25 protein-coding genes, 1 riboswitch and 1 other annotated feature are annotated in these 24995 nt (G+C 39.2%); of the genes, 16 read left to right on the forward strand and 9 right to left on the reverse strand.

Annotated features, from left to right (window positions below; all coding sequences use genetic code 11):
* The first annotated feature begins 95 nt into the window (after positions 1 to 95).
* Positions 96 to 1307, forward strand: a complete 1212-nt coding sequence (gene bcbE / locus SAY88_RS19695; protein ID WP_332633857.1) for a bacillibactin exporter BcbE — start codon at positions 96 to 98, stop codon at positions 1305 to 1307.
* Positions 1308 to 1471: 164 nt separating this feature from the next.
* Positions 1472 to 1945: an RNA deprotection pyrophosphohydrolase gene (gene ytkD / locus SAY88_RS19700; RefSeq protein WP_332633858.1), complete on the forward strand. Its 474-nt coding sequence runs from the start codon at positions 1472 to 1474 to the stop codon at positions 1943 to 1945.
* 311 nt (positions 1946 to 2256) lie between these two features.
* Here ytkD and SAY88_RS19705 read toward each other — a convergent pair whose 3' ends face one another.
* Genes SAY88_RS19705 through SAY88_RS19715 form a run of 3 tightly spaced genes read right to left on the reverse strand, consistent with a single transcriptional unit; the run spans position 2257 to position 4820 of the window.
* Entirely contained in the window at positions 2257 to 3057 is an 801-nt protein-coding gene (locus SAY88_RS19705; protein ID WP_332633859.1) for an ABC transporter permease, read from the reverse strand.
* Positions 3041 to 3811, reverse strand: a complete 771-nt coding sequence (locus SAY88_RS19710; protein WP_332633860.1) for an ABC transporter ATP-binding protein — start codon at positions 3809 to 3811, stop codon at positions 3041 to 3043. The genes SAY88_RS19705 and SAY88_RS19710 overlap by 17 nt, the downstream gene beginning before the upstream one ends.
* A gap of 13 nt (positions 3812 to 3824) precedes the next feature.
* Positions 3825 to 4820, reverse strand: a complete 996-nt coding sequence (locus SAY88_RS19715; RefSeq protein WP_332633861.1) for an ABC transporter substrate-binding protein — start codon at positions 4818 to 4820, stop codon at positions 3825 to 3827.
* A 170-nt stretch (positions 4821 to 4990) separates the two neighbouring features.
* Between SAY88_RS19715 and SAY88_RS19720 the strand changes: the two genes are divergently transcribed.
* Both SAY88_RS19720 and SAY88_RS19725 read left to right on the forward strand, forming a co-directional pair.
* Entirely contained in the window at positions 4991 to 5773 is a 783-nt protein-coding gene (locus tag SAY88_RS19720; RefSeq protein WP_332633862.1) for an alpha/beta hydrolase family protein, read from the forward strand.
* A gap of 77 nt (positions 5774 to 5850) precedes the next feature.
* Positions 5851 to 6666 (forward strand): alpha/beta fold hydrolase, encoded by an 816-nt coding sequence (locus SAY88_RS19725; RefSeq protein ID WP_332633881.1) that lies wholly within the window; start codon positions 5851 to 5853, stop codon positions 6664 to 6666.
* A 28-nt stretch (positions 6667 to 6694) separates the two neighbouring features.
* On the opposite strand, the gene SAY88_RS19730 is transcribed toward SAY88_RS19725, so the two are convergent.
* Positions 6695 to 7225 (reverse strand): phosphatase PAP2 family protein, encoded by a 531-nt coding sequence (locus SAY88_RS19730; RefSeq protein WP_332633863.1) that lies wholly within the window; start codon positions 7223 to 7225, stop codon positions 6695 to 6697.
* Positions 7226 to 7417: 192 nt separating this feature from the next.
* Between SAY88_RS19730 and SAY88_RS19735 the strand changes: the two genes are divergently transcribed.
* The 4 genes from SAY88_RS19735 to SAY88_RS19750 all read left to right on the forward strand — a co-directional run bounded on the left by SAY88_RS19735 (position 7418) and on the right by SAY88_RS19750 (position 10524).
* Entirely contained in the window at positions 7418 to 8569 is a 1152-nt protein-coding gene (locus SAY88_RS19735; RefSeq protein ID WP_332633864.1) for a glycosyltransferase family 4 protein, read from the forward strand.
* 132 nt (positions 8570 to 8701) lie between these two features.
* Entirely contained in the window at positions 8702 to 9040 is a 339-nt protein-coding gene (locus tag SAY88_RS19740; RefSeq protein WP_332633865.1) for a hypothetical protein, read from the forward strand.
* Positions 9041 to 9087: 47 nt separating this feature from the next.
* Positions 9088 to 9750 carry a hypothetical protein gene (locus SAY88_RS19745; RefSeq protein WP_332633866.1) on the forward strand — a complete coding sequence of 221 codons (663 nt, stop codon included), beginning with the start codon at positions 9088 to 9090 and terminating at the stop codon, positions 9748 to 9750.
* Between the two features lie 282 nt (positions 9751 to 10032).
* Entirely contained in the window at positions 10033 to 10524 is a 492-nt protein-coding gene (locus SAY88_RS19750; RefSeq protein WP_332633867.1) for a hypothetical protein, read from the forward strand.
* 64 nt (positions 10525 to 10588) lie between these two features.
* On the opposite strand, the gene pckA is transcribed toward SAY88_RS19750, so the two are convergent.
* A complete protein-coding gene (gene pckA / locus SAY88_RS19755; protein WP_332633868.1) occupies positions 10589 to 12169 on the reverse strand; it encodes a phosphoenolpyruvate carboxykinase (ATP) in 1581 nt (526 codons plus the stop codon).
* Positions 12170 to 12426: 257 nt separating this feature from the next.
* Between pckA and SAY88_RS19760 the strand changes: the two genes are divergently transcribed.
* From SAY88_RS19760 to SAY88_RS19770, 3 genes are all read left to right on the forward strand, one after another.
* Positions 12427 to 12801 carry a hypothetical protein gene (locus SAY88_RS19760; RefSeq protein ID WP_332633869.1) on the forward strand — a complete coding sequence of 125 codons (375 nt, stop codon included), beginning with the start codon at positions 12427 to 12429 and terminating at the stop codon, positions 12799 to 12801.
* A gap of 222 nt (positions 12802 to 13023) precedes the next feature.
* A riboswitch (SAM riboswitch) is annotated at positions 13024 to 13135 on the forward strand.
* 163 nt (positions 13136 to 13298) lie between these two features.
* On the forward strand, positions 13299 to 14504 hold the full coding sequence (gene metK, locus SAY88_RS19765) for a methionine adenosyltransferase (RefSeq protein WP_332633870.1): 1206 nt from the start codon (positions 13299 to 13301) through the stop codon (positions 14502 to 14504).
* A gap of 299 nt (positions 14505 to 14803) precedes the next feature.
* Positions 14804 to 14959 carry a DUF1540 domain-containing protein gene (locus SAY88_RS19770; protein WP_250096769.1) on the forward strand — a complete coding sequence of 52 codons (156 nt, stop codon included), beginning with the start codon at positions 14804 to 14806 and terminating at the stop codon, positions 14957 to 14959.
* A gap of 92 nt (positions 14960 to 15051) precedes the next feature.
* Here the strand turns inward: SAY88_RS19770 and SAY88_RS19775 are convergent, their stop codons facing one another.
* Positions 15052 to 15579, reverse strand: a complete 528-nt coding sequence (locus SAY88_RS19775) for a gamma carbonic anhydrase (protein WP_332633871.1) — start codon at positions 15577 to 15579, stop codon at positions 15052 to 15054.
* Positions 15580 to 15736: 157 nt separating this feature from the next.
* On the opposite strand from SAY88_RS19775, the gene SAY88_RS19780 reads away from it, so the two are divergent.
* Positions 15737 to 16519 (forward strand): alpha/beta hydrolase, encoded by a 783-nt coding sequence (locus tag SAY88_RS19780; RefSeq protein WP_332633872.1) that lies wholly within the window; start codon positions 15737 to 15739, stop codon positions 16517 to 16519.
* Between the two features lie 80 nt (positions 16520 to 16599).
* Complete coding sequence (locus SAY88_RS19785) at positions 16600 to 17655, forward strand: tetraprenyl-beta-curcumene synthase family protein (protein ID WP_332633873.1); 1056 nt, start codon at positions 16600 to 16602, stop codon at positions 17653 to 17655.
* 34 nt (positions 17656 to 17689) lie between these two features.
* Here the strand turns inward: SAY88_RS19785 and SAY88_RS19790 are convergent, their stop codons facing one another.
* The 3 genes from SAY88_RS19790 to mnmL form a co-directional block, all read right to left on the reverse strand.
* Positions 17690 to 18286, reverse strand: coding sequence for a beta-class carbonic anhydrase (locus tag SAY88_RS19790; RefSeq protein ID WP_332633874.1), 597 nt, complete (start codon positions 18284 to 18286; stop codon positions 17690 to 17692).
* A gap of 64 nt (positions 18287 to 18350) precedes the next feature.
* Complete coding sequence (mnmM, locus tag SAY88_RS19795) at positions 18351 to 18923, reverse strand: tRNA 5-(aminomethyl)-2-thiouridylate-methyltransferase MnmM (protein ID WP_332633875.1); 573 nt, start codon at positions 18921 to 18923, stop codon at positions 18351 to 18353.
* Positions 18920 to 19870, reverse strand: a complete 951-nt coding sequence (gene mnmL, locus SAY88_RS19800; RefSeq protein WP_332633876.1) for a tRNA modification radical SAM protein MnmL/YtqA — start codon at positions 19868 to 19870, stop codon at positions 18920 to 18922. The genes mnmM and mnmL overlap by 4 nt, the downstream gene beginning before the upstream one ends.
* Positions 19871 to 20036: 166 nt before the next feature.
* On the opposite strand from mnmL, the gene SAY88_RS19805 reads away from it, so the two are divergent.
* From SAY88_RS19805 to SAY88_RS19815, 3 genes are all read left to right on the forward strand, one after another.
* Positions 20037 to 21242, forward strand: coding sequence for an MDR family MFS transporter (locus tag SAY88_RS19805; protein ID WP_332633877.1), 1206 nt, complete (start codon positions 20037 to 20039; stop codon positions 21240 to 21242).
* 57 nt (positions 21243 to 21299) lie between these two features.
* Positions 21300 to 21523 (forward strand) — a binding site (T-box leader).
* A 122-nt stretch (positions 21524 to 21645) separates the two neighbouring features.
* Positions 21646 to 24069 carry a leucine--tRNA ligase gene (leuS, locus tag SAY88_RS19810; protein ID WP_332633878.1) on the forward strand — a complete coding sequence of 808 codons (2424 nt, stop codon included), beginning with the start codon at positions 21646 to 21648 and terminating at the stop codon, positions 24067 to 24069.
* A 159-nt stretch (positions 24070 to 24228) separates the two neighbouring features.
* Complete coding sequence (locus tag SAY88_RS19815) at positions 24229 to 24693, forward strand: hypothetical protein (RefSeq protein WP_332633879.1); 465 nt, start codon at positions 24229 to 24231, stop codon at positions 24691 to 24693.
* Positions 24694 to 24995: the final 302 nt, after the last annotated feature.

The following is a 24995-nucleotide window of genomic DNA, read 5'->3' on the forward strand; positions in this document are numbered from 1 at the left end:
CCTTGCTTATGTAAAGTTTAACGTGTATAGAACATGCACTCTTCCTAATACTAACAAGGTAATTTATTTTGAGTTAGGAACGGGGGAGCCTCACGATGCAAGAAAAAGATAAATGGGCTATTTTCTCGATTTCGTCTATACCACTCGTTATGACATTAGGGAATTCAATGCTTATTCCAGTGTTACCTCAAATCGAGAAAGAGCTTGGAATTAGTTCATTCCAAGTAAGTATGCTCATCACGGTCTACTCCATTGTGGCAATCCTTTGTATCCCAATTGCAGGGTATATATCAGATCACATTGGAAGGAAAAAGGTCATCATTCCTAGTCTAATTATTGCAGGGGTAGGCGGGTTTATTTCAGGATTTGCAGGTTGGCAAATGGAAAATCCATACGGTATGTTGATTTTTGGTCGTTTCTTGCAAGGCATTGGAGCAGCTGGAGCAATGCCGATTGTGTTGCCATTAGTTGGTGATATGTATACAAATCAAAAAGATGTAAGTAAAGGCTTAGGAATGATTGAGACAGCCAATACATTAGGAAAAGTGTTAAGTCCGATATTAGGTGCTGCGTTAGCGCTTATTGTTTGGTATATGCCTCTTCTTTCCATTCCTGTATTATGTTTCATATCGATATTATCCATGTTATTTCTAGTAAAAATACCTCCAATGAGTGGAAAAGCTGTCGGATTTAAGGCTTTTGTAAAGACAACAAAAGTCATTTTTAAGCGTGAAGGACGGTGGCTTTACGCTGTATTTGCCATTGGGGGCATATTGATGTTTGTTATTTTTGGTGTTCTTTTTTATTTATCTACAATGCTTGAAGATGAGTTTCAAATAGATGGGATTAAAAAAGGGATTATCTTAGCCATTCCCTTAGCGGCGCTATGTTTCTCTTCATTTGCAACGGGAAAGGTTATTGGACAAGATAAACAAAAAATGAAATGGTATACTGTTGCAGGTCTTGTGATATTGACTCTTGCTATTTTCACGGTCTCTTTCTCCAAAGACATTTATTTATTATTAACGTGTCTTTTCGCAAGTGGTGTAGGAATCGGAATTGCTCTACCATGTCTTGATGCATTAGTAACAGAAGGGATTGAAATGAAACAAAGAGGAACAATTTCATCACTTTATAGCAGCATGCGTTTCGCTGGTGTGGCTCTTGGGCCGCCGGTTTTCGCTGTACTGATGAAAACGTCCCATTCTATGATGTTCTTGTCTAACACAGTCTTATGTGTTGTAACAGTGCTTATTGTTTTGTTAATGATTAAACCAGAAGATCCTGTCAAACCGACATGGGGATAAAAAGGCAGCAGAAAAAGTGCAATTTCCTTTTTCTGCTGCCTTAAAAGGTTCGTAATTAGTGCGTTTCATTTTTCGACAAAAATTCGTTTTTGTTTTTTTCATAGTTTCCCTTCGCTTTTTACATCTGTATACTTAAGGTAAGAATGACAAAATGAGGCGAGTGTATGTATCAATTTCAGGATCAAAATGATTGTCAAGTCAGACTTACGTTTGAGGAGCCAGGTTTTGTGAAGAATGCTAAGCATATATGGGTAGTCTGTCGTTACAATGGTAGTTGGTTATTAACGAGGCATCAAACGAGGGGCCTTGAGTTTCCAGGGGGCAAAGTAGAAAAAGGGGAAACGCTTGTTGACGCAGCAAAAAGAGAAGTTCGAGAAGAGACGGGAGCAGAGATAGAAGCTTTGCATTTTATTGGACAGTATGAGGTTAAATGTAGGCATAGCATTATGTATAAAACGATATTTTTTGCTACAATTTCAAACGTCGCAAAGCAAACTCACTACTACGAAACGAATGGTCCAGTATTAATAGAAGAATTACCTGCAGAGCTTTCTTCACAATCAGAGTTTAGCTTTATTATGAAAGATCAAGTTCTAATGTATACAATGGAGCAAATAAACAAACTACAATTAATTTAGAGCAGCAGCAAAAAGGAAAAGCGCCTTTTTGTCAAAAGAGAGCGAAGATGATGGCAATGTCTCCGCGCGCCGTGCACCTTTTGAGAAGGGCGCTCAGAAGGCTTAAAAGATAACGGCGGCTCCGCGCATTGCTTAGAGCAGCAGCAAAAAGGAAAAGCGCCTTTTTGTCAAAAGAGAGCAAAGATGATGGCAATGTCTCCGCGCGCCGTGCGCCTTTTGAGAAGATCACTCAAAAGGCTTAAAAGATAACGGCGGCTCCGCACATTGCTTAGAGCAGCAGCAAAAAGGAAAAGCGCCTTTTTGCTGCTGCTCTAATATTGTTTCAGTAATTTTTGTTCGAGGGCTTCGACGATTTTGTACATAATGGTTGCGAGGATGGCGATGGTGAGGAGGCTCATGAGGACGAGTGTAAAGTTGAATACTTGGAAGCCGTAAATAATTAAATAACCGAGCCCTTGTTTAGATACTAAAAATTCTCCAACGATGACACCGACCCAGGATAGGCCTACGTTTACTTTTAATGTTGAGATAATGGTGGGAAGAGAAGCTGGAAAAATAACGTATCGAAACGTTTGTTTTTTGGATGCACCAAATGTATTCATTACCTTTAGATAATTTGAATCGACTTCACGAAAGGCTGTAAAGACGACCATCGTTGTAATGACGACGGAGACGAGTGCTCCCATTGCGATGATCGACGTGAAACCAGGGCCTAGCCCTACTATTAAAATCGGGCCTAATGCGACTTTTGGCATAGAGTTTAAAACGACTAAATAAGGGTCGAGCACTTTTGATATGAATCTAGACCACCATAAGATGGCGGCGAGTAATGTACCAATCCCTGTGCCAAGCATAAAACCAAATAATGTTTCAAACATCGTTACAGAAGCATGAGTAAACAGCGAGCCATCACTGACTCTAGTTACAAGTAAGTTCCAAATTCGTGATGGCATACTAAACAGCAAAGGGTCAATCCAACGTTGTCTGGCTGCAACTTCCCAAAAAACAAAAAATGAGATGAGGATTCCAAGTTGGACTACAAGTACCTGCCTATTTTCCCTTTTCAGGGAGGCAAGGTATTTTTTGTGTAAGGAATCAAGATGTTGATGCAAGGCTCTCCATCTCCTTCCATATCGATTGAAATTGGTCGTTAAAATCCTTATGCTGTCTTGCTTGAAATGGCAAGGCTTCGGCTATGTCATTTGGAATGTTGAAGATACGATGAATGCGACCGGGTCTTGGAGATAGCAAGATAACTCGGTCTGACATAGCAATAGCTTCGGCAATATCATGTGTCACTAAAATGGCCGTTTTTTTCTCTCTTTTTAATGTTTGAAATACTAAATCCTCTAACTTTAGTTTCGTTTGATAATCAAGTGCTGAAAAAGGCTCATCTAAGAGCATCATAGCTGGATCGGTTGCGAGCATCCGAACGAGAGCTACTCGCTGCCTCATTCCACCAGACAGTTGATTAGGAAACAAATCCTTTTTATCGGCAAGACCGAGCTGAGTTAACCAATTCAATGCGGTCATCTTGGTAAAATCAGAATAGACACCTTTTATTTTTAACCCTAATGTAATATTGTCTTCAATCGTACGCCAAGGAAAGAGATAGTCTTGCTGAAGCATATAACCAATATTGCTAGTAGCATTAATAGGTTGATTTCCTAAAGTGACTTGACCAGTTGTTGGGGTGAGAAGTCCTGCAATTATGGAAAGCAAAGTCGTTTTCCCGCATCCGCTTGGGCCGAGGATAGAAAGAAACTCTCCATCCTCTACTGAAAAGGTTATTGATTCCAGTGCTAACGTTGCCTCGCGCTTTGTTAAATAACCTAAGGAAACGTCTTGCAATTGCAAAGTCGCCACCTAGACCACCCCCCTAATTTGTTACACGTTCTGAGATTGTTGTATCCACTAATTCGGTATAATCAACTTGTTGTGGAAGCTCACCCGCTTCATCCATAATTAGCTGTAAATTGTCCCAAGCTTGTGGCTGGACGAGTGGGGAAGTAGCGTAAGATCCTTGTGAGCGGTAACGATCTACAACTTGAGCAACAAGCTCTACATCTGTATCTTCAAAAAAGTCTACAATCGCTTCGGCAACCACTTCTACTGGTTGTTCATCTACCCACTGTTGTGCTTTGTAAAGTGCGCGAGTGAATGCTTCGAGCTTATCAACTTCAGATCCCATGTAGCTTTGTTTCGCCATAAAAACAGTATAGGGAACACTTCCTGATTCAGTTCCAAATGATGCCACGATGTGACCGATTCCTTCATTTTCAAATAAGGTTGCTTGCGGCTCAAACAATTGAACGAAATCACCAGTTCCAGAGGCGAACGCACTTGGAATGTTACCAAAGTCAATGTTTTGAATAAGGTTCAGGTCATTACGAGGATCAATGCCGTGCTTCCTTAACACATGCTCCCCAACCATTTGCGGCATGCCACCGGTTCTTTGACCAAGGAAAGTGCGTCCTTTTAGGTCATCCCATTCAAAAGAATCTAGTTTGTCACGCGATACAAGGAACGTTCCATCAGTCTGTGTTAGTTGAGCGAAGTTTATCGCTGGGTCAGTTGCACCTTGAGCGTAGACGTAAATAGAAGTTTCAGCCCCTACTAGAGCGATATCGGCTCCACCGGATAACAAAGAAGTCATCGTGTTGTCTCCGCCCCAAGTTGTCGTTAGTTCAAGGTTTATTCCCTCATCTTCAAAAAAACCTTGGGATATTGCTACATACAGTGGGGCATAGAAGATGGATCTAGTCACCTCTGAAACACGGATTGTATCTTTGCTTCCCCCGAAAGAACAAGCAGAAATTGAAATGAAAAGTACAAGAGATAAGAGCAATAGAGCAGCTTTTTTTATGACTTTCATGACAGTCATCTCCTTAAAATGAAATACTAATTGTGATAGTCTATGTGAGTAATGGAAAATGTGTGTTTGCCCAATTTTATTTTTTTAGTCACATTTCTTTACAATAATAACAATTTGTCACTTCGACATTTTTTCTTGAGTTAATTGCTGAAGTAGAAAGGAATTAATACATGAACCTAATTGATAAGATACGTATCCCGTCTCCGCACCCTAAAATTAAACTATTTGAAATTACTTATCTTAGTTCCGGGTTGAAAGTAAAGGGCTATTTAGCAATACCAACATGGGGTGAGATATTCCCGGGGTTATTATACTTACGCGGAGGGATAAAAACAGTGGGGATGGTTCGAATACAACGAGTCATTCAGTGGGCGGCAGAAGGAATGGTAGTAGTTGCACCATTTTATCGTGGAAATAAAGGAGGGGAAGGGCAAGAGGACTTTTGTGGAGAAGACCGAGAGGATGCCTTTGCGGCTTTCGATTTAATGAAAAACATGTTCCAGGTTGACTCTAGCTCCCTGCATATACTTGGTTTTTCTAGAGGTGGAGTGATGGCGTTGTTAACTGCGATCAAACGACCAGAGACGACATCAATTGTATGTTGGAATGGTGTTTCTGATATGGTACTCACGTATGAGGAAAGAATCGATTTACGAAGAATGATGAAACGGGTCATTGGTGGTACACCGAGTAAATTTCCAGAAAGATATGAGTGGCGGACACCACTTGGAGAAATAAAAAACATTAGTGGGAACGTGTTAGTGATTCATGGTGAAAAAGACGAGCATGTGTCAATTGAACATGCGTATCGTCTTGAATATGCTTGTCATTCTTCGGATGTGGACATAGAGACATGGTATTATCCTACTTTTCCTCATCATTTTCCAGCATCGAGCCAACGGCAGATCCTATCTGAGGCAGCAATGTGGATGAAAAAAAGCTTAAGCAATTAACTGAAATATAAGAATGATTAAAGTGATTTTTGCAAATAATACCTTTAAAACACTATTGGAGTTGTTGTAGGGTGACAATGGACAAAGTGAAAAGGGAAACGATTTTCATTGCAGGCGTCAAAGTTTATTGTGAGTATTTAGTAAATGAAAAGCCGCCAATTCTTCTCATTCATGGCTTTGCTTCATCAACCTATACTTTTCATCGTCTTATCCCGCTTTTAAAAGAGAATTTTTCAATTGTTGCCTTAGACTTACCTGGGTTTGGGCGAAGTGAAAAATCGAAAACGTTTATCTATTCTTTTGAAAACTATGCGATCGTAATTGCCGAATGCATAAAGTACTTCAATCTTGAACGTGTTACGATTGTTGGTCATTCAATGGGGGGGCAAATTGCTTTATACACGGCAAAGAAAGTCCCTTCCAAAATATCAAAGTTAATTCTAATATGTAGTTCTGGTTATTTAAAACGTGCTAAAAAACCGTTAATTTATTGTTCATATATTCCCATTTTTCGATTTTTTGTAGAATATTACATTCGAAGAAAAGATGTAAAGAAAAGTTTAGAGAATGTCTTTTATAACCGAACACTCATAAATGAAGAAATGATGCAAGAATTTGCACGGCCTTTAAGTGAAAAAGGTTTTTACATTTCGTTAATGAGACTTTTACGGTATCGTGAGGGAGATTTGACGAGTAGGCAACTAAGTGAAATCGACATTCCTACTTTATTAATATGGGGAGAAGAAGATCAAGTCGTTCCATTGTCTGTTGGGAAACGGTTAGTCAAAGACTTACCAAATGCAGATTTAATCACTTATGAAAAAACAGGGCATTTAGTTACTGAGGAAAGAACTGAGGAGCTTTACTGTCATATCCTGTCCTATACGTCTTAAGGGTAGAAAGACGGACCTACCGTCTTTCCTAAACATAGATAAAATAAACAGCAAGTATAGAGCTAATTGTTCCAAGGAATGCACCAATAAGACAGTCTGTTGGATAATGCAGTCCTATATACATTCGTGAAATAGCTACAATCATTGCTAATGGCACGACAGTAAAGGTAAGGATAGGAGAGTGAAGAGCGAAAACAACTGCAATAGAAAAGGCAGCCGTTGTATGACCTGATGGGAATGAAAAATCTTTAAGTGGATTCGCCACGGTGTTTACATCTGGTAATTTTAAATATGGACGCTTTCGGCCAAAGGATTTTTTAATTATTTGAACAGCAACGAAGCTTATTGTTAATGAAATTAATCCATCAATGGCCCAATAACGTACATCGTTGGAAAAAATGAAAATCATTGTAAATAACATAGATAATGTAAAAGTTGCACCGCCAAGATGAGTGATTCTCGGTAAAATAAGGTCGAGAGGTTTGCACCGCCACTGTTTATTCACGACTAGAAATACTTTATCATCGTTTGTGGATAGCCAGTCGACTATTCGATTCATATGAACAACTCCATTTGAAAAGATCTAGTTAACATATTTTATTATAATAGCTTTTTTTTAAGTGATTGTTTGAAAAATGTTGAGTTTTTTGCTTGGAAATTCATGATAACTTTACAGTATCTTTGTAAAATAATTCTTCCTTATGGAGTAAAGTGGAAGTAACGAGAAACTTTTACTGCAGGGGGAGAGAGCATGGATATACGCATTGCGATTTTCACTGATACGTATACACCTGAAATTAATGGTGTTGCTAAAACATTACAAAGGTTAGCAAGCTACTTAGAAAGGAGCAAGATTGAATATAAGGTGTTTGCACCTGAAAGCAAAACAACGGTTCCTGAAGTTCCTCACATTCAACGGTTTGCCAGTCTTCCGTTCCTTTTATACCCAGAGTGTAGAATAGCTCTTCCTAATCCCGTTCAAATGAAACAATCCTTAGAGGATTTTAAACCATCCCTTATTCATATCGCTACCCCACTAAATTTAGGGTTATATGGTCTCCATTATGGAAAAAAACATCATATTCCTGTGGTTGCTTCGTATCACACTCATTTTGATGATTACTTAAAATATTATCATGTGCCATTTCTTCAAAAATGGTTTTGGAAATATATGTTTTGGTTTCACCGTTCTGTCGAAAAAATCTATGTTCCCTCACAAAGCACAAAAGAAAAGCTTACTAATATCTCATTTCATGATGAGTTGGAAATATGGGGAAGAGGAATTGATCATTCCTATTATACCCCGATCAAGAAAACCGATGAAATCAGACGAAAATATCAAATTAAACAAAGAAAGATTCTCTTGTATGTAGGTCGAATTGCACCTGAAAAGGAAATCGATATTGCCTTAAATACGTATGAAACTCTTCCTCTACATCTAAGACAAGATACCCATTTTTTAATTGTTGGAGATGGGCCACAACTTAAATTATTATCAGAACATAACAATGAGCAAATAACATTCACAGGTTTTTTAGAAGGAGAAGAGCTCGCGAAGGTTTATGCTTCTAGTGATCTTTTTTTATTTCCTTCATCTACCGAGACTTTTGGAAATGTTGTGTTAGAAGCGATGGCTTCTGGCTTACCAGTTGTTGGAGCCAATGCAGGAGGAGTGCAGCATTTAATTAACCATGGTGAGAATGGTTTTTTATGTGAGGCTAGAAATGTGAAAGGTTTTTCAGAGTACACTGCACTGTTATTAGATGATAACGATAAGCGGTACCGTTTTGCAAACAATGCACGGCAATTCGCCTTGACGCAATCATGGGATGAAATCTTTTCACGTCTTATAAGAAGCTATTATGATGTGGTGAAGCGTAATGTAAAGCGTTTTTCAGCTTAAAAGTATAAGTTCTTTCACCGTTATGCTAGCTCCTATTGTACGCAAATCTATTAAGAGTCTTTGCATTTAGAGTATGAATCTGACTAAAACGCAAAAGGTAAATACGAATATGGAAAAAGGAGCACGAATGAAGTGAAGAGATGGAGAGTACTTTTTTTGATCAGTTCATTTGTAGCAATTTTTGCAGTTATTCTATCTTTTGTTGAATTCGAATATGGATATGTTCCAAATGAAGATCAGATCCTAAATGACTATAAGACTGAATTTGGTGAAAAAGTTACTTATGATGTAATGGGAACATTTATTAGTCCAGAAGAAGCTATGTCCCTTTCGAAAGATCAGCGACAAAAAAGATTATCACCTGAACATGGTGCAGTTAAAGTTGATGATGAGTTGATCAAATTAGGAAAAGAATTGTTTTATACAGAAACGTTCAGCAATGAAATATTTTTAACAGATATCCTTGGGTAGATAAAATTGACACAGGGTTAGATGTTGCAAAAGGAGCTCTAACACCTTTGGGAATTCCAATTTCATACTCTGATGGGAGAGTGAGAGCTGGGCTAAGCTGCGCAGCTTGTCATGCCACAGAAGATTTAGAAACAGGAAAAGTGATGGAAGGAGTACCTAATTTAGATTTTGACAGTGGTCTTATTACTGCGTTAGCGACCAATTCAACTGCTTTTTTCCCAACAGCAGATATTGAATCGATAAGGGATTATATACGTGATACAAACCGAACAATCGAAAACTCAAAAGGCGAGGAAGAAGCGCTACCAGACCCAATAGCATTGGAGAATGCGGTCGATGAGACATTTATTAAGTGGCGAAAGGGAATTTTTGATACGACACCAGACCTTGTTGCAAATCCAACCCAGACACCAGATGCGTTTACATTTGGTGCACATCCATATGGGTGGAATGGCTTTTCATTGTTCGGACCTTTTAAAGGTCTAAGTACGTTTAATAACGAAGTACATTCGTTTAATTCAGATTCGTTGTCCTTCTCAGAACATAGTGATACTTTATTTGATATTGATAAGGAAGTTTATATGGCGACAATTTTACAAAATGCAGCTAGTAAAAAGTATCGCTATGATGTTTCATCTAACGAAAAGCCGTCAGACTTTTTTCGGTCTGTTGACGATACTACGAATATTCAGGGGGAAATGAAGGAGTAATACCTCCGACATTTCCTAAACTTTCAATGATTACGCCTAATGCAACCATTGTTAGCACAATTGGTACAGAAGTAGGGAAAGAAAATAATGCTCTTTCTGCTTATCAGAATGCGCTAGCACCACCTACGTATATGCGAAAGGTAAAGCGAAGAGACAAAAGCATCTGGAAGAGAGGTGTTCACAAGAGCTGGTTGTATTAGTTGTCATGCTGGGAGAACGTTTACAAATCATAAAATAATTCCCGTAGACGAAATAAAAACAGAGCCGACAAGAGCTAGATCTTTGAAAAACGTTGGGAAAGAATTAGGCGAGTCGTATATGTATGCACCGAATACTCCTACACCTCTTCCTAAATATCCTACCGTGCTTAAAGTACCTACAGATCATATCGATCCTGAGCAAAGCAGATTAGCATTTAACATAGGGACTAACGGTGGTTATAAAGTAAAAAGCTTAATTGGGTTAGCTTACTCAGCACCTTATTTACACGATGGCGGGGTTGCTGTTGGGGTGGATGAAGAAAGTGAAATCGGTGTGCCCGGTACACTTATGAAAGGAAAACTGCCAGATCCATACAACAGTTTAAAAGCAATGGTCGACAAGGAGTTACGCCAAGAAGTAATAAAAGCAAATCAGTCTGTACCACAATTAAAGGATGTACATGTGGAAGGGATTGGTCATGAGTATTGGGTAGATAGAACGTCCGGTTTTACTGAAGAAGAGCAAGAGGCGTTAATTGATTATCTACTTTCAACAACAAGCCCAAATGAATAGGGAGATTATATAGAAAAGATGGAAAACAGGTTCTCAAGACGAATTTGAGACCCTGTTTTTTATCTTATTTAGGACCAGCTTTCTTAATTCTGCTGCTAATAGAATTGAACTTTTCAAAGTTTTTCTTGAAATTAGCGGCTAATTCTTTTGCCTTTTGATCGTATGCTTCTTTATCTGCCCATGTATCACGAGGTTTGAGAACCAAGTCAGGTACTCCAGGACAATGAATAGGAATGTGTAGTCCAAAAATAGAATCTGTAATTGTCTCTGCAGAACGTAATTCACCAGATAAGGCAGCCTGAACCATTGCGCGAGTATATTTTAGATTCATCCGTTTTCCGATTCCGTATTCGCCACCGGACCAGCCAGTATTAACAAGGTAGACATTAACATCATGCAGGTCAATCTTTTCTCCTAGCATTTCAGCGTAACGAACCGCTGGCAATGGAAGAAAAGGTGCCCCAAAGCAAGTGGAAAAAGTAGCTTCTGGAGAAGTTACACCACGTTCTGTTCCAGCAAGTTTACTTGTGTATCCAGATAAGAAATGGTACATTGCCTGTTCCTTTGTTAACTTACTAATTGGAGGCAAAACACCAAAAGCATCTGCTGTTAGGAAAATAATTGTTTTTGGATGTCCTGCAACACTTGGAACTAAAGCATTAGGGATTGCATCAATCGGATAAGCTGCGCGAGTATTTTCGGTTAACGATGTATCATCGTAGTCTGCATTGCCTGTTTCAACATCAACAGCTACATTTTCAAGAATTGTTCCAAATCGAATAGCGTTCCAGATTTGTGGCTCTTTTTCTTTGGAAAGGTTTACACATTTAGCGTAACAACCCCCCTCGATATTAAATACGCCATTACTTGACCAGCCATGCTCATCATCTCCTATTAATGAACGAAGAGGATCAGCTGATAACGTTGTCTTGCCTGTTCCGGAAAGACCGAAGAACAAGGCGACGTCTCCCTCTCTGCCTGTATTTGCAGAGCAATGCATCGAAAGTACATCTTGCTCAGGAAGTATGAAATTCATAACGGAGAAGATGGATTTTTTCATTTCACCTGCATATTCCGTTCCGCCAATTAACACAACACGCTCTTCAAAAGAAATGATGACAAATGCTTCTGAGTTTGTTCCGTCAGTTATAGGGTCGGCTTTAAAAGATGGAGCTGATATTATTGTGAACTCTTTTTGTAAAGGTTCCTGTTGATCTTTGGTAGGGCGAATAAATAATTGACGTGCAAAAACTTGGTGCCATGCAAATTCGTTAATTACTTTTAATGGAATTTGATACCGATTGTCAGCACCTGCATAGCCATCAGAAACAAAAATTTCATCTTTACTCTTTAAATGTTCAATTACTTTAAAATATAGGGAGGTAAACGTATCTTTGTCAATTGGCTGATTAACCGTTCCCCATTCAATGCTGTGTTTTACACCTGGTTCGTTGACAATGAATTTGTCTTTAGGGGAACGACCAGTGTAAGCGCCAGTTTCAACACTAAGTGCACCTGTAGATGTGAGCTTCCCTTCACCGCGCATTAACGACTTTTCAATTAATGAGGAGATAGGAAGATTAAGGTGAACCATGTCTGAGTTCACTAAGTTAATTAATTCGGACTGAAGGCTGATTGTATTCATTGTCGCAAAACCCTTTCTTTAATTTTTTGATTATTAGCATAAAATACTAAATCTTGTTAATTAGTATAACATATTAAGTCTAATAGTCTATACTATTAATTCGTTTTTTCATTTGTGATATATTTAATAGAAAATGTGTTTTCGTAGGAGTTTTTTTTGCTTCTATGGTCAGCATTTGAACAAAATGCTTCAATTGTTCCTAAATTTTTGCTTCATGCATAGAATGTTGATAAAGAGAAATGAAGGAGGCGTTCTATTTGCAGCAAGTTTCCATGTTGGATCTGGCTACTGTTTCAGCCGTAGTAGCGGCGCTTGTAACGGTAATAGGAAATGCCTTTGGTATTGAAAAGCAATATCGTGCTCTATTAGCGATCGGAATAGCTGGTATACTTTGGTTTATCCCTAGGGAGTGGGGAGAACAAGTACTGATGGCACTGATTATCGGTTTAACAGCTAGTGGGGTTTATAGCCAAGTGAAACCTCGGGATAATGCAAATGAATTAATGAAAATGCAACTTCGAGAAGAACTTCGAAAAGAACAAGAATTGGAGAAGGAAAGGGAGCAAAAGCAACAACAAAGGGAAAGACAAAACGCAAGCCATCAAGAGAGGCGAGATGATACACCATACTAAAAATAAAAAGGTGAGGTTTGCTTAAAGGCACTGAAAAGATGTTGGTTTCATCTATCAGTGCCTCTTTGACTGCTAGTAAATCTTATGTCGTTATTAGCATAGTTTTAAATGAATCGTGCACAATAAGAATAAATCTGAATGAAAAATTGATTATATCTTTGATAGGAGTCGGATATGTTGACACTAAACAACATGTGCGATATGATATGCGTCGAACGGATACTCTTATCCTGAGTAGGCGGAGGGACAGGCCCGAAGAAGCCCAGCAACCAACACTTTAAAGCCATGAGTGAAAAGGTGCTAACCTGCAAGGCTATGCCTTGGACGATAAGAGGCTAAAGGTAAACATTCAACCCTTTTCCTCTATAGGAGAAGGGTTTTTATCGTTTATACGGTCTGACAGGTAGGTATTTCCCATTCGGTGGGGCATGAGTGCCGTCTCAAAGAAAAACACAAGCTAATGGCGTAGTAGCAGTGTTTAAAGGAGGAATTTGATAATGACAGAATTGAAAAGCAGACGTTTGTTTACGTCGGAATCAGTAACAGAAGGGCATCCTGATAAAATATGTGATCAAATTTCAGACGCAATTCTTGATGCGATTTTAACCAATGACCCGAATGCTCGTGTAGCATGCGAAACATCTGTTACAACGGGCTTAGTATTAGTTGCGGGAGAGATTACGACAAGTACGTATGTTGACATTCCAAAGATCGTTCGTGAAACAATTAAAGGAATTGGTTATACTCGTGCAAAATATGGTTTTGACTATGAAACGTGTGCAGTCCTTACATCAATTGATGAGCAGTCAGCAGATATTGCTCAAGGTGTTGACAAGGCACTAGAAGCTCGTGAAGGTCAAATGACGGATGAAGAAATTGAAGCAATTGGTGCTGGTGACCAAGGACTTATGTTTGGTTATGCTAACAACGAGACAAAAGAGTTAATGCCTCTTCCAATTTCACTAAGTCATAAAATTGCTAGACGCTTAACTGAGGTACGGAAAGAGGAGATTCTTCCTTATCTTCGTCCGGATGGGAAAACACAAGTAACTGTAGAGTATGATGAGGATGGAAAACCTGTTCGTATTGATACGATCGTTATTTCAACTCAACATCATCCAGAAGTAACTCTAGAGCAAATTCAACGTAATTTAAAAGAATATGTCATTAACCCAGTTGTCCCACAAGAATTAATTGATGAGAAAACGAAATACTTCATTAACCCAACAGGCCGTTTCGTTATTGGGGGACCTCAAGGAGATGCTGGTTTAACTGGGCGTAAGATCATCGTTGATACATACGGTGGATATGCACGTCATGGTGGTGGGGCATTCTCTGGTAAAGATGCGACAAAAGTTGATCGCTCAGGAGCATATGCAGCTCGTTACGTAGCGAAAAATATTGTTGCTGCTGGCCTTGCTGATAAATGTGAAGTCCAGTTAGCTTATGCCATTGGTGTTGCACAACCTGTCTCGATCTCTATTGATACATTTGGTACTGGAAAAGTATCTGAAGAGTCACTAGTAGCGCTTGTGCGTGAAAACTTTGACCTACGTCCTGCAGGTATTATTAAAATGCTTGACTTACGTCGTCCAATTTACAAGCAAACAGCAGCATACGGACACTTTGGGCGTACAGATGTCGAATTACCATGGGAACAAACGAATAAAGCGGCTGCTTTAAAGGAGCAAGCTGGACTATAAAAAAATTAAATAGAGACGTACTAATGCACACGATTTTTCTAGAAGAATCGTGTGCATTTTTTATTGCTGATTTATAAGGATAGGAGGTGAAGTGTGAGGACCGAAGTGCATGTGAGATAGGAGGGAAAAGTCCTTCATAAGAGAGAAGAAGACCGAAACGTTGTTGAAAACAAGGGAAGCATCCTTTATTTCGAAAAGGACCCCCTTTTGCTCCCAATACAAATCCAATAATTATTAAGCCTATCCGTATGGTTCCCAGCTTTATTGGTCAAAATGAAACTAAGGAGGGGGTGAGTGAAATGGCACAAGATGTTTTATGTGAAGTAAACAACTGTGTATACTGGGCTCATGGAAACCAGTGTGAGGCTGACAGAATTTATGTAGTAAGTCATACAGGAAAAGAAGCAGAGAAGCAAGAAGAAACAGATTGTAAAACGTTTGAACCACAACATTAATTTTGGCTTGAAAAGAGCGATGGCCATCGCTCTTTTCTTTCTTTATTATTGATAATAATAATCAATATTATTCATTAAAAAAGAAAATCCTGTTATTTGTTTTTATCTTTTTGAATAACTTGTTTATAATGCTGCCCTTTTTCTACATATTCACGACGGATACGAGTCATATCAACCGTATCTTCTTCAGTTAGATTACGAATGACTTTCGCGGGTCTGCCAAATGCCAGACAATTAGCTGGGATTTTCTTTCCAGGAGGGACGAGGCTTCCAGCACCGATAAAGGCACCTTCACCAATCTCAGCACCATCTAATACAATGGAGCCCATGCCAATTAACGCATTTTTACGTATTGTGCAACTATGTAGCATGACTTGATGACCTACAGTAACATCATCTTCAATGATTAATGGATATTTTGGACTTTGATGCAGCATTGATTGATCCTGAATATTGACTCTGTTCCCTATTCTTGTAGGAGATACATCACCTCTGATAACCGTTTGAAACCAAATACTTGACTCTTCTCCAATTGTAACATCTCCAGTAATTGTCACTCCATCTGCAATAAAGGCACTGTCTGAAATTGTCGGAAATTTGTCTTGATAACGATAAATCATTCGTCCACATCCTTTTCGTTTAGTAAAAAAATCGCTATACTTATTTTAACGTAAAACGTAATGCCAGGGTTACTGAAAAAGGATAGAATTGTCAATTACATAACTTTTCATAACGCCATGGTCTTTTTTCAAATTATATCGTTAGGGGGAATACGTTATGTGGAAATGGGAAGTGGCTGACCCAAGAGGAGTGGTCGTCATGGTTCATGGTGCAGGAGAGCATCATGGACGGTATTTGTGGCTAGCGAAAAAGTGGAATGATCATGGGTTTGATGTGGTGATGGGCGATCTCCCAGGCCAAGGAAAAACAAGAGGAAAAAGAGGCCATATTCAATCGTTTAATCAATATATTGATTCAGTGGAAGAATGGTTAAATGAAGCAAGAACGAAAGGATTACCGGTTTTTTTACTTGGGCATAGTATGGGAGGACTTGTTGTGATTCGCACGTTAATGGAGCGAAGTACAGCCATGATAAGCGCAGTTATATTGTCATCGCCATGTTTAGGTTTAAGTGAACCTCCTCCAAAAACAAAGGAATTTGCGACAAAAATTCTTCACCGAGTTGCCCCTTCGTTTAGTCAAAATTCAGGGATCCGTACTGAGTTTACGACACGTAACGAAGAGGTGAGAGAAGCCTATTTAAAAGATGAACTTCGGGTTACAAAGGTTTCCGCTCGGTGGTATCAGGAATTGGCAAAGGCAATGCGCTTAGCACATCGTTACCCAGAAAAATTTCCGAATCTTCCTCTACTTGTTCTCCAATCAGGAGAAGATTACATTGTGAATAAATATGAAGTTAGAGAATGGTTTAATCACCTTTCATTACAAGAGAAACATTATAAGGAATGGGAAGGCTTCTATCATGAAGTGTTTAATGAGCCAGAACGCGAAGATGTTTTTCGTTATGCTATTGGCTTTGTTAACTTGCTAACTCCTTAAAAGTCCGTACAACTTAATTGTATGTATACTTAGAATATGCTAAGGTTCTAAGTATGGAAAATGACTAGGAGGAATTTCGGTTGAGCGCACCAACAAGACCTATCCCGTTACTTATGAACATTTATAAAGAAGTCATTCCAACGGTCCATAAATACTTTGACCCATGGATAGAGAAGGCTTCATTAATACCAGATCCTGAGCTTCGTGCCCAAGCACTTGACGCCCTTAAAAAGAAAAAATTCCATTGTGAAGGTGGCGGGGTATATGGCCTCGTAGCGAAGGATCGTTTTGATGATTTGCTTCAATTTATCATTGCCTATCAAATTGCTTGTGATTATTTAGATAATCTATGTGATCAAAGTCCATCCTTTGACCCGAACGATTTCCGCTTGCTGCATCAAGCTTTGCTCGATGCATTAACACCAGGAGCAAGCTTAAAAAATTATTATCAGTATCGTAAGGAACAAGAGGATGGGGGCTATTTACATGACATTGTAAAAACATGCCAAAATATTCTTTCTACGTTTCCTTCTTTTGATAAAGTGCAAGCCGCCATGTTGGAGTTAAGTGGTTATTACGGCGATTTACAAGTACATAAACATGTCGTTAAAGAAGAACGGATTCCACGTTTAGAAAAATGGTTTGCAGAGCACAGCCATAAAGTTCCTAATATGACCTGGTTTGAATTTTCAGCCTGTGCTGGCTCGACATTAGGAATTTATACACTGGCTACTTATGCAACAAAAGCTGACTTAACAACAGAAATAGCAGAAGTAATAAAAGAGGGGTATTATCCATGGATGCAAGGTGTTCACTTACTTCTTGATTATTTTATTGATCAAGAAGAAGACATTGCCGACGATGAATTAAACTTCTTATTTTATTATAAAGATGAAGAAGAGATGATTGAACGTTTTCGTTTTTTTGTAGAAAAGGCAGAACAGTTTATGTCGAAATTGCCTGATCCAAAATTCCATCGAATGATTATTCGAGGGGTTATCGCTATTTATATAGCTGACGAAAAAGTCCAAAAAGACAAAGAGTTAAAAAAGAAATCAAAAAAGATGGTTCAAATGGGTGGACTCCCAGCGATGTTATTTTTATTAAATAGCTGGATTTATCGTAGAGACCGCTAATACATGGAAAAGGTCTGATTCCTTAATGGTAGGATCAGACCTTTTGATTTTGAATCATACTCATCTTCGTATCTTCGTACCCATTAATTATTAAATCTAGCTGACCTGTTTCGGGGCAAATGACAAGTCCGTGGACAGAAACATCTTTCGGAAGCAGAGGGTGACGTTTAATCATTTGCACACTGTTTTCAACATTTTCTTCAACCTTTTCAAAGCCGGTTAAAAAGCCTTTCACATCTACACCTGAAAACTCTAACATATCTATTGTTTCCAAGCTGACTCCTCTTTCTTGAGACTTCTGAAGAATGCTAGATGGTTGCAATCCAGTCATCCCGCAGCCGTGATGTCCTACAACCATGACTTCATTTGCACCTAATTCGTAGATAGCGACTAAAATGCTTCTCATAATACTCCCAAACGGATGAGAGATAACGGCCCCAGCATTTCTTATAAGTTTTGCATCCCCATTTTTTACATTCATAGCAAAAGGCAGAAGTTCCAATAGGCGTGTATCCATGCAGGTTAAGATTACGACCTTCTTATCAGGAAATTTTGTTGTTTGGAACCTCTCGTATTGCCTTTCCATAACAAACTGTTTGTTATGAGCTAACACTGAATCTAGTAGTGTCATAAACGGCTCTCCTCAAAATTCTGTTTATTTATATTTTCAAACTATTGCTACAAATTGTCAACTATTACCTCTTTTCCACGGCAACAACAAATGGTGGATTGTTTGATTGATTAATAAATTCATATTTAAGTACATGAGCTAGGCGTTGATCGTATTGCTCAAGAAAAGAAAGGAGTGAGTCCTTTTCTGTTTTTCCGCCTTCGTGGCCATGATAGATCACTAGAACGATCGTACCTCCTTTTGGCATCATATCGAGCAACGCACTAAGTGCAGCAATGGTCGATGTTGGTTGGGTAATAATTGACTTATCACCACCTGGGAGATAACCGAGGTTAAAGATAGCCCCTTTTAGTTTCATTTGTTTGTATTCAGGTATGACAGAACGTACCTCTTCATGTCCTTGCTGATGCAATGTAACTCTCTCAAGTAATTGATGCTCTGTTAATTTTTCTGTAGTTGAAGCGATCGCCTCAGCTTGGATATCAAAGCCGTACACATGCCCATTTTCCCCAACAAGATTAGCTAGAAAGACGGTATCATGCCCATTGCCAACTGTACAATCAACAGCGATATCCCCCGGAGATAAAACATTTTCTAACAAAAATCGTGCAAAAGGTAACACTCCAAGTACGTTCATTCTAATGACACCCTTTCCGCATGACAAAATTTACCTTGCCAACTATTGCGCCGCGCAAGCTCTGCTTCAATTCCATTAAGAACACTCCATTTATTCATACTCCACATAGGTCCAATCATAATGTCTCCAGGACCATCTCCTGTTAAGCGATGAATGACCATAGAAGGAGGAAGAATTTCTAGTTGATCAACAACAAGGTTAATATAATCGTCTTGACTTATAAATTGAAGCAAGCCTTTTTCATACTGCTTCACCATTGGGGTTTTTTTTAACAAATGAAGAAGATGAATTTTGATTCCTTGTACGTCAAGCTTTGCTACTTCTTGAGCTGTCTCCATCATCATGTTGCGGTCCTCAAGCGGGAGCCCATTAATGATATGTGCACAAACATTGATTCCGTGCTTTCGTAATTTCTCTACTCCTTTGACATAGCATTCATAATCATGGGCTCGATTTATTAATAATGCCGTTTTCTCATGAACTGTTTGTAAGCCGAGTTCAACCCATAAAAACGTTCGCTCGTTTAATTCTGCTAGATAATCAACAACATCATCTGGTAAGCAGTCAGGTCTCGTTGCAATGGAAAGACCTACAACTCCTTCTTGCTTTAGAATTTCTTCAAAGTATTCACGTAATGTTTCAACTGGAGCATAGGTGTTTGTATATGCCTGAAAGTAGCCAATATATTTTCCACTTTTCCATTTTTTATGCATTTTATGTTTAATCGTGTTAAATTGAGTCACTAAGTCATCTTTACGATCACCTGCAAAATCCCCTGAACCACGTTCGCTACAAAACGTGCATCCTCCATGTGCGACATTACCGTCTCGATTCGGACAGTCAAAACCAGCATCAAGAGGGATTTTAAACACTTTTTCACCAAATTGGTTTCTTAAATAGTAATTCCATGAATAATATCGCTTATCTCCGTAATTTTGAAATGTCATTATATCACCTTTCTTCTTTTTGCAAGAAAGAACTTATCAGGTTCGTGTATCTACTATTGTAGCTTTAAAATTGTTCTAACAGCAAATGGTAGATAAAAAAGATTGCAATTCCCAAGGAGATCACCTAAGATGGCTAAGGGATAAAGAGGAAGGAGGGGCTAATATTATGCCGAAATCACTTTGGTTATTAATAGTGGCTATGGCTATTATTGTAACTGGTGCCTCTTTTTTATGGCTGTTAAATGCAATTATTATTCATCAAGAGTTAGGTCGGTCATTAACCGCAGCAGGGTTTGTTCTTATGTTGAACGCTGGTGCGGGTGTTTTGGGGAGTTTAATAGGTGGTCGGTTATTTGATAAGATTGGTGCTTATCAAACAATGATATTCGGACTAATTGTCACAACGATTAGTGCTGTGGTATTAGTATTTTACCATAGTTATTATTTTTATATGTTCTTACTTATTGGGTTAGGTTTTGGTTCTGGTGTTATCTTCCCTGCCATGTATGCTTTAGCAGGAAGCCTGTGGCCAGAAGGAGGTCGAAAACCATTTAATGCGATGTATATTGCCCAAAATGTTGGAGTTGCTCTAGGGACAGCACTAGTAGGTGTTGTGGCAACAGTAGAGTTGACAGCTGTATTTTCTGCCAATGCACTTATGTATGCTTTGCTAGCGATTTTTGTTGCCATTTGTTTTCAAAGTATTGGAGCAAAGGCACAACATGCGAGCACGTCCAATGTATTTGAACAAAAGACTTCTTTACGTAGCAACTATAGAATGCAATCGCTTGCCTTGTTATCAGTTGCTTTCTTTATTTGTTGGGTTGCCTATACACAGTGGCAAGCAAATGTGTCGGTTCATACACAGTCACTAGGTATAAGTCTTCAGCAATACAGCTTTTTATGGACGATTAATGGTTTGATGATTGTATTTGCGCAACCTATTGTTTCGTGGTTGATTAAAAAGTGGGTACATACATTAAAGCAGCAAGTGATTGTTGGTGTCTTGATTTTTATTTTGTCTTACACTGTTCTTTTACAAGCAAGTGTCTTTTCCATGTTTCTTGTTGCTATGATCATTTTAACAATTGGAGAGATGTTTGTATGGCCAGCCGTTCCAACGATTGCAAGTAAATTAGCGCCAAAGAATAAAGAAGGGTTTTATCAAGGGATTATTAATAGTGTCGCAACAGGAGGCAGAATGGTTGGACCTCTTTTAGGAGGGATCATGGTCGATTTCTTTTCGATGTCGATACTTATTATTTTACTTTTGATTTTGTTTGGCTTTACCATCTTGATCTTATTCATTTACGATTGGCCGTTAAAACGGCTATTGGAGAGCAGGCAGCACGAAGCCCAAATTCCCAGTTAAGCTAAAACGGTTGCTTGACATGAGCCGTATGAATTCATACAATACAAATAAGTTCATATGTTGACGTAGAAAAGGAGTAGTAATCATAGTTGGGATTGCAGAGAGCTGACGGGTGGTGCAAGTCAGTCGAACAAGTATGGTGAACTCGCCTTCGAGTTTTGAAAGTGAATGAAGTAGCTTTCGACGGGTCACGACCGTTATTTGTGAAGAGCGAATGAAGGATTGATATTCATTAATGTGGGTGGTACCGCGGGAAATATAAAATAACTCTCGTCCCTAACAAAATGTTAGGGGTGGGGGTTTTTTCTATATGTACGGTAAATTCCTTTATGAATGATCTTAACATACATGATAGCTCGAGAGTATCGCCATTTGAACAACATACATTTAGGAGGAGTAAAAGATGTCGTTTTCACATGATCAGATTGAGAAGAAGTGGCAGCAATATTGGGAAGAAAATAAAACGTTTAAAACAACAGAGGAAACAGATAAGCCTAAGTTTTATGCTTTAGATATGTTTCCTTATCCTTCTGGGGCAGGTCTACATGTTGGGCACCCTGAAGGATATACAGCGACTGATATTTTATCTCGTATGAAAAGAATGCAAGGATATAATGTTCTTCATCCAATGGGCTGGGATGCATTTGGTCTTCCTGCAGAACAATACGCATTAGACACAGGCAATGATCCAGCAATCTTTACGGAACAAAATATTAATACATTTCGCCGACAAATTAAATCATTAGGATTCTCTTATGATTGGGATCGTGAAATCAATACAACGGATCCAAACTATTACAAATGGACACAATGGATCTTTACGAAGTTACACGAAAAAGGGTTAGCGTATATTGATGAAGTCGCAGTTAACTGGTGCCCCGCACTTGGAACAGTCCTTGCGAATGAAGAGGTAATTGATGGGAAAAGTGAGCGAGGTGACCACCCAGTTGAACGCCGACCTATGAAGCAGTGGATGTTAAAAATAACTGCTTACGCTGATCGCTTACTTGAGGACTTAGAAGAACTTGACTGGCCTGAAAGCATTAAAGATATGCAGCGCAACTGGATAGGCCGATCTGAAGGGGCTGAAGTTACGTTTAAAGTGGATGGACATGAAGGAGAAGATGTAAAAGTTTTTACGACACGTCCGGATACGTTATTTGGTGCAACGTATATGGTATTAGCTCCTGAGCATAAGCTTGTTGATGTTATTACAACAGCTGAGCAACAAGAGCAAGTTGACACATATAAAGCTAAAGTAGCTGCTAAGAGTGATTTAGAGCGTACAGAGCTTTCAAAGGAAAAAACAGGGGTATTCACTGGTGCTTTTGCTGTTAATCCTGTGAATGGTGAGCGCATTCCGATTTGGATTGCTGATTATGTGCTTGTAAGTTATGGAACAGGTGCAATCATGGCGGTACCAGCTCATGACGAACGTGACTATGAGTTTGCAAAGACATTTGATTTAACGATTCGTGAAGTTGTAGCTGGTGGAAACGTTGAAGAAGAAGCATATACAGGAGATGGAGAGCACGTAAACTCTGACTTCTTAAACGGCTTAGACAAAGAAACAGCGATCCGCAATATGATTGAGTGGCTAGAAGCAAATCAGTTTGGCAAAAAGCAAGTAACGTATCGTCTTCGTGACTGGTTATTTAGCCGTCAGCGTTATTGGGGTGAGCCAATTCCAGTTATCCACTGGGAGGATGGAACGATGACGACAGTTCCTGAAAGTGAACTGCCACTTGAGTTACCGAAAATGAAAGAAATTAGACCTTCTGGAACGGGAGAATCTCCGCTTGCAAATGCGAAGGAGTGGCTTGAGGTCGTTGATCCTGTAACAGGAAAGAAAGGTCGTCGTGAAACAAATACGATGCCGCAGTGGGCTGGTAGCTGCTGGTACTACCTTCGATACATTGATCCAGACAACCGAGATGCATTAGCAGATTCAGATAAGCTAAAGAGATGGCTGCCGGTAGATATCTATATTGGTGGTGCTGAGCATGCCGTTCTTCATTTGTTATATGCTCGTTTTTGGCATAAAGTTCTATATGATATTGGTGTTGTTACAACAAAAGAGCCTTTCCAAAAGCTTTTTAACCAAGGGATGATTCTTGGGGAGAACAATGAAAAAATGAGTAAGTCAAAAGGCAACGTCGTGAATCCAGATGATGTTGTTGAAAGCCATGGTGCTGATACATTACGCCTATATGAAATGTTTATGGGACCACTTGATGGATCGATTGCATGGTCAACAAATGGGCTAGATGGAGCTCGTCGTTTCTTAGATCGTGTATGGCGTCTCTTTGTTGATGAAGCAACAGGTGAATTAAATAGTAAGATTCAAGATGCAAAAGCAACAGAAAGCTTTACGCGTGTGTATCATCAATCAGTTAAGAAGATCACAGAAGATATGACGGAGTTACGCTTTAACGTGGCGATCTCGCAAATGATGGTATTTATCAATGAGGGATACAAACAAGAAGTACTTCCTCGTGAGCTAATGGCAGGATTTGTGAAAATGCTGTCTCCAATTGCACCACATTTAGCGGAAGAGCTTTGGGAGAAGTTAGGACATACTGGCACGATTAGTTATGAACAGTGGCCGACATTCGACGAGTCATTGCTTGTTGAAAACGAAGTAGAAGTTGTCGTTCAAATTAACGGGAAAGTAAAAGCAAAGCTTCTAATTCCAGCAGATGCAACCCGTGAGCAAATGGAAGAGATTGCAAAGGATGATGAAAAAGTTCAAGCGGCCATTGGTGAGAAAAGCGTGCGAAAAATCATTGCCGTACCAGGTAAATTAGTTAATATTGTTGTTGGATAATGATTAAAATTTATTCATAACAAAAGCCCTAATAGCTGTTGCTATTAGGGCTTTTCTGTCTTTTTCTCAAAGCTTTCACTAAGCATAGAAACAGCGATAATGAGCACGATATTTACTGGGTATCTATGTACCTAATTATGAGGAGCGGAGGTCTATAATATGGGAGAAAAAAAGCAATTGTTATTGCCGGCTGGACAAGGAAGCGTACAGAACATAGATCTAACTGAAACAAAGGCATTTCTTGAACAGGCTAAGCAGGATCTCGAAACGGGAAGCGAACAATTCGTAAGTACAGAGTTGCAAATTCAACAGGACACGTCACCCCAACAACAACCATCACCACAACTTAATCCATTGCAACAGGCACAGCAAAATTTACAAATGGAAAACCAACAGTTTCAAGATGCTCAACAAAAGCTTCAACAAGCACAGCAGGAAGTACAGCAACAGAAGATCAATTTACAAAATTTGCATCAACAAGTAGAGCAAGGACAACAGTATCTACAAACGCTTCAAGGGCAAGTTGAACAAGAGAAGCAAAATGTTCAGCAAGAGAAGCAACAAGTTCAACAAGCTCAACAACAAGTATTTGATGCAATGCAGCAACAGAATAACCTTCAGTAAAAGTTAAAAAAGTGGGGGTTATTGGGGAAGCCTGAAAGCGAACACTAAGAAGAGCAATGGCTTAGCACGTCGCACGCCTTTTCTGAGAAAACCACTCAGAAAAGGCTAAAAGTGAGGCGACGGCTCCGCCTATTGCTTCTAAGAAAAGCCGCATGCGCGGCTTTTATTAATATTGGGGACGTTCAAAGATGTCTGAAAGCGAACACTAAGAAGAGCAATGGCTTCGCACGTCGCACGCCTTTTCTGAGAAAACCACTCAGAAAAGGCTAAAAGTGAGGCGACGGCTCCGCCTATTGCTTCTA

Origin of the sequence: Halalkalibacter flavus, assembly GCF_036663575.1 — a bacterium.
Lineage (GTDB): Bacteria > Bacillota > Bacilli > Bacillales > Bacillaceae_D > Halalkalibacter > Halalkalibacter flavus.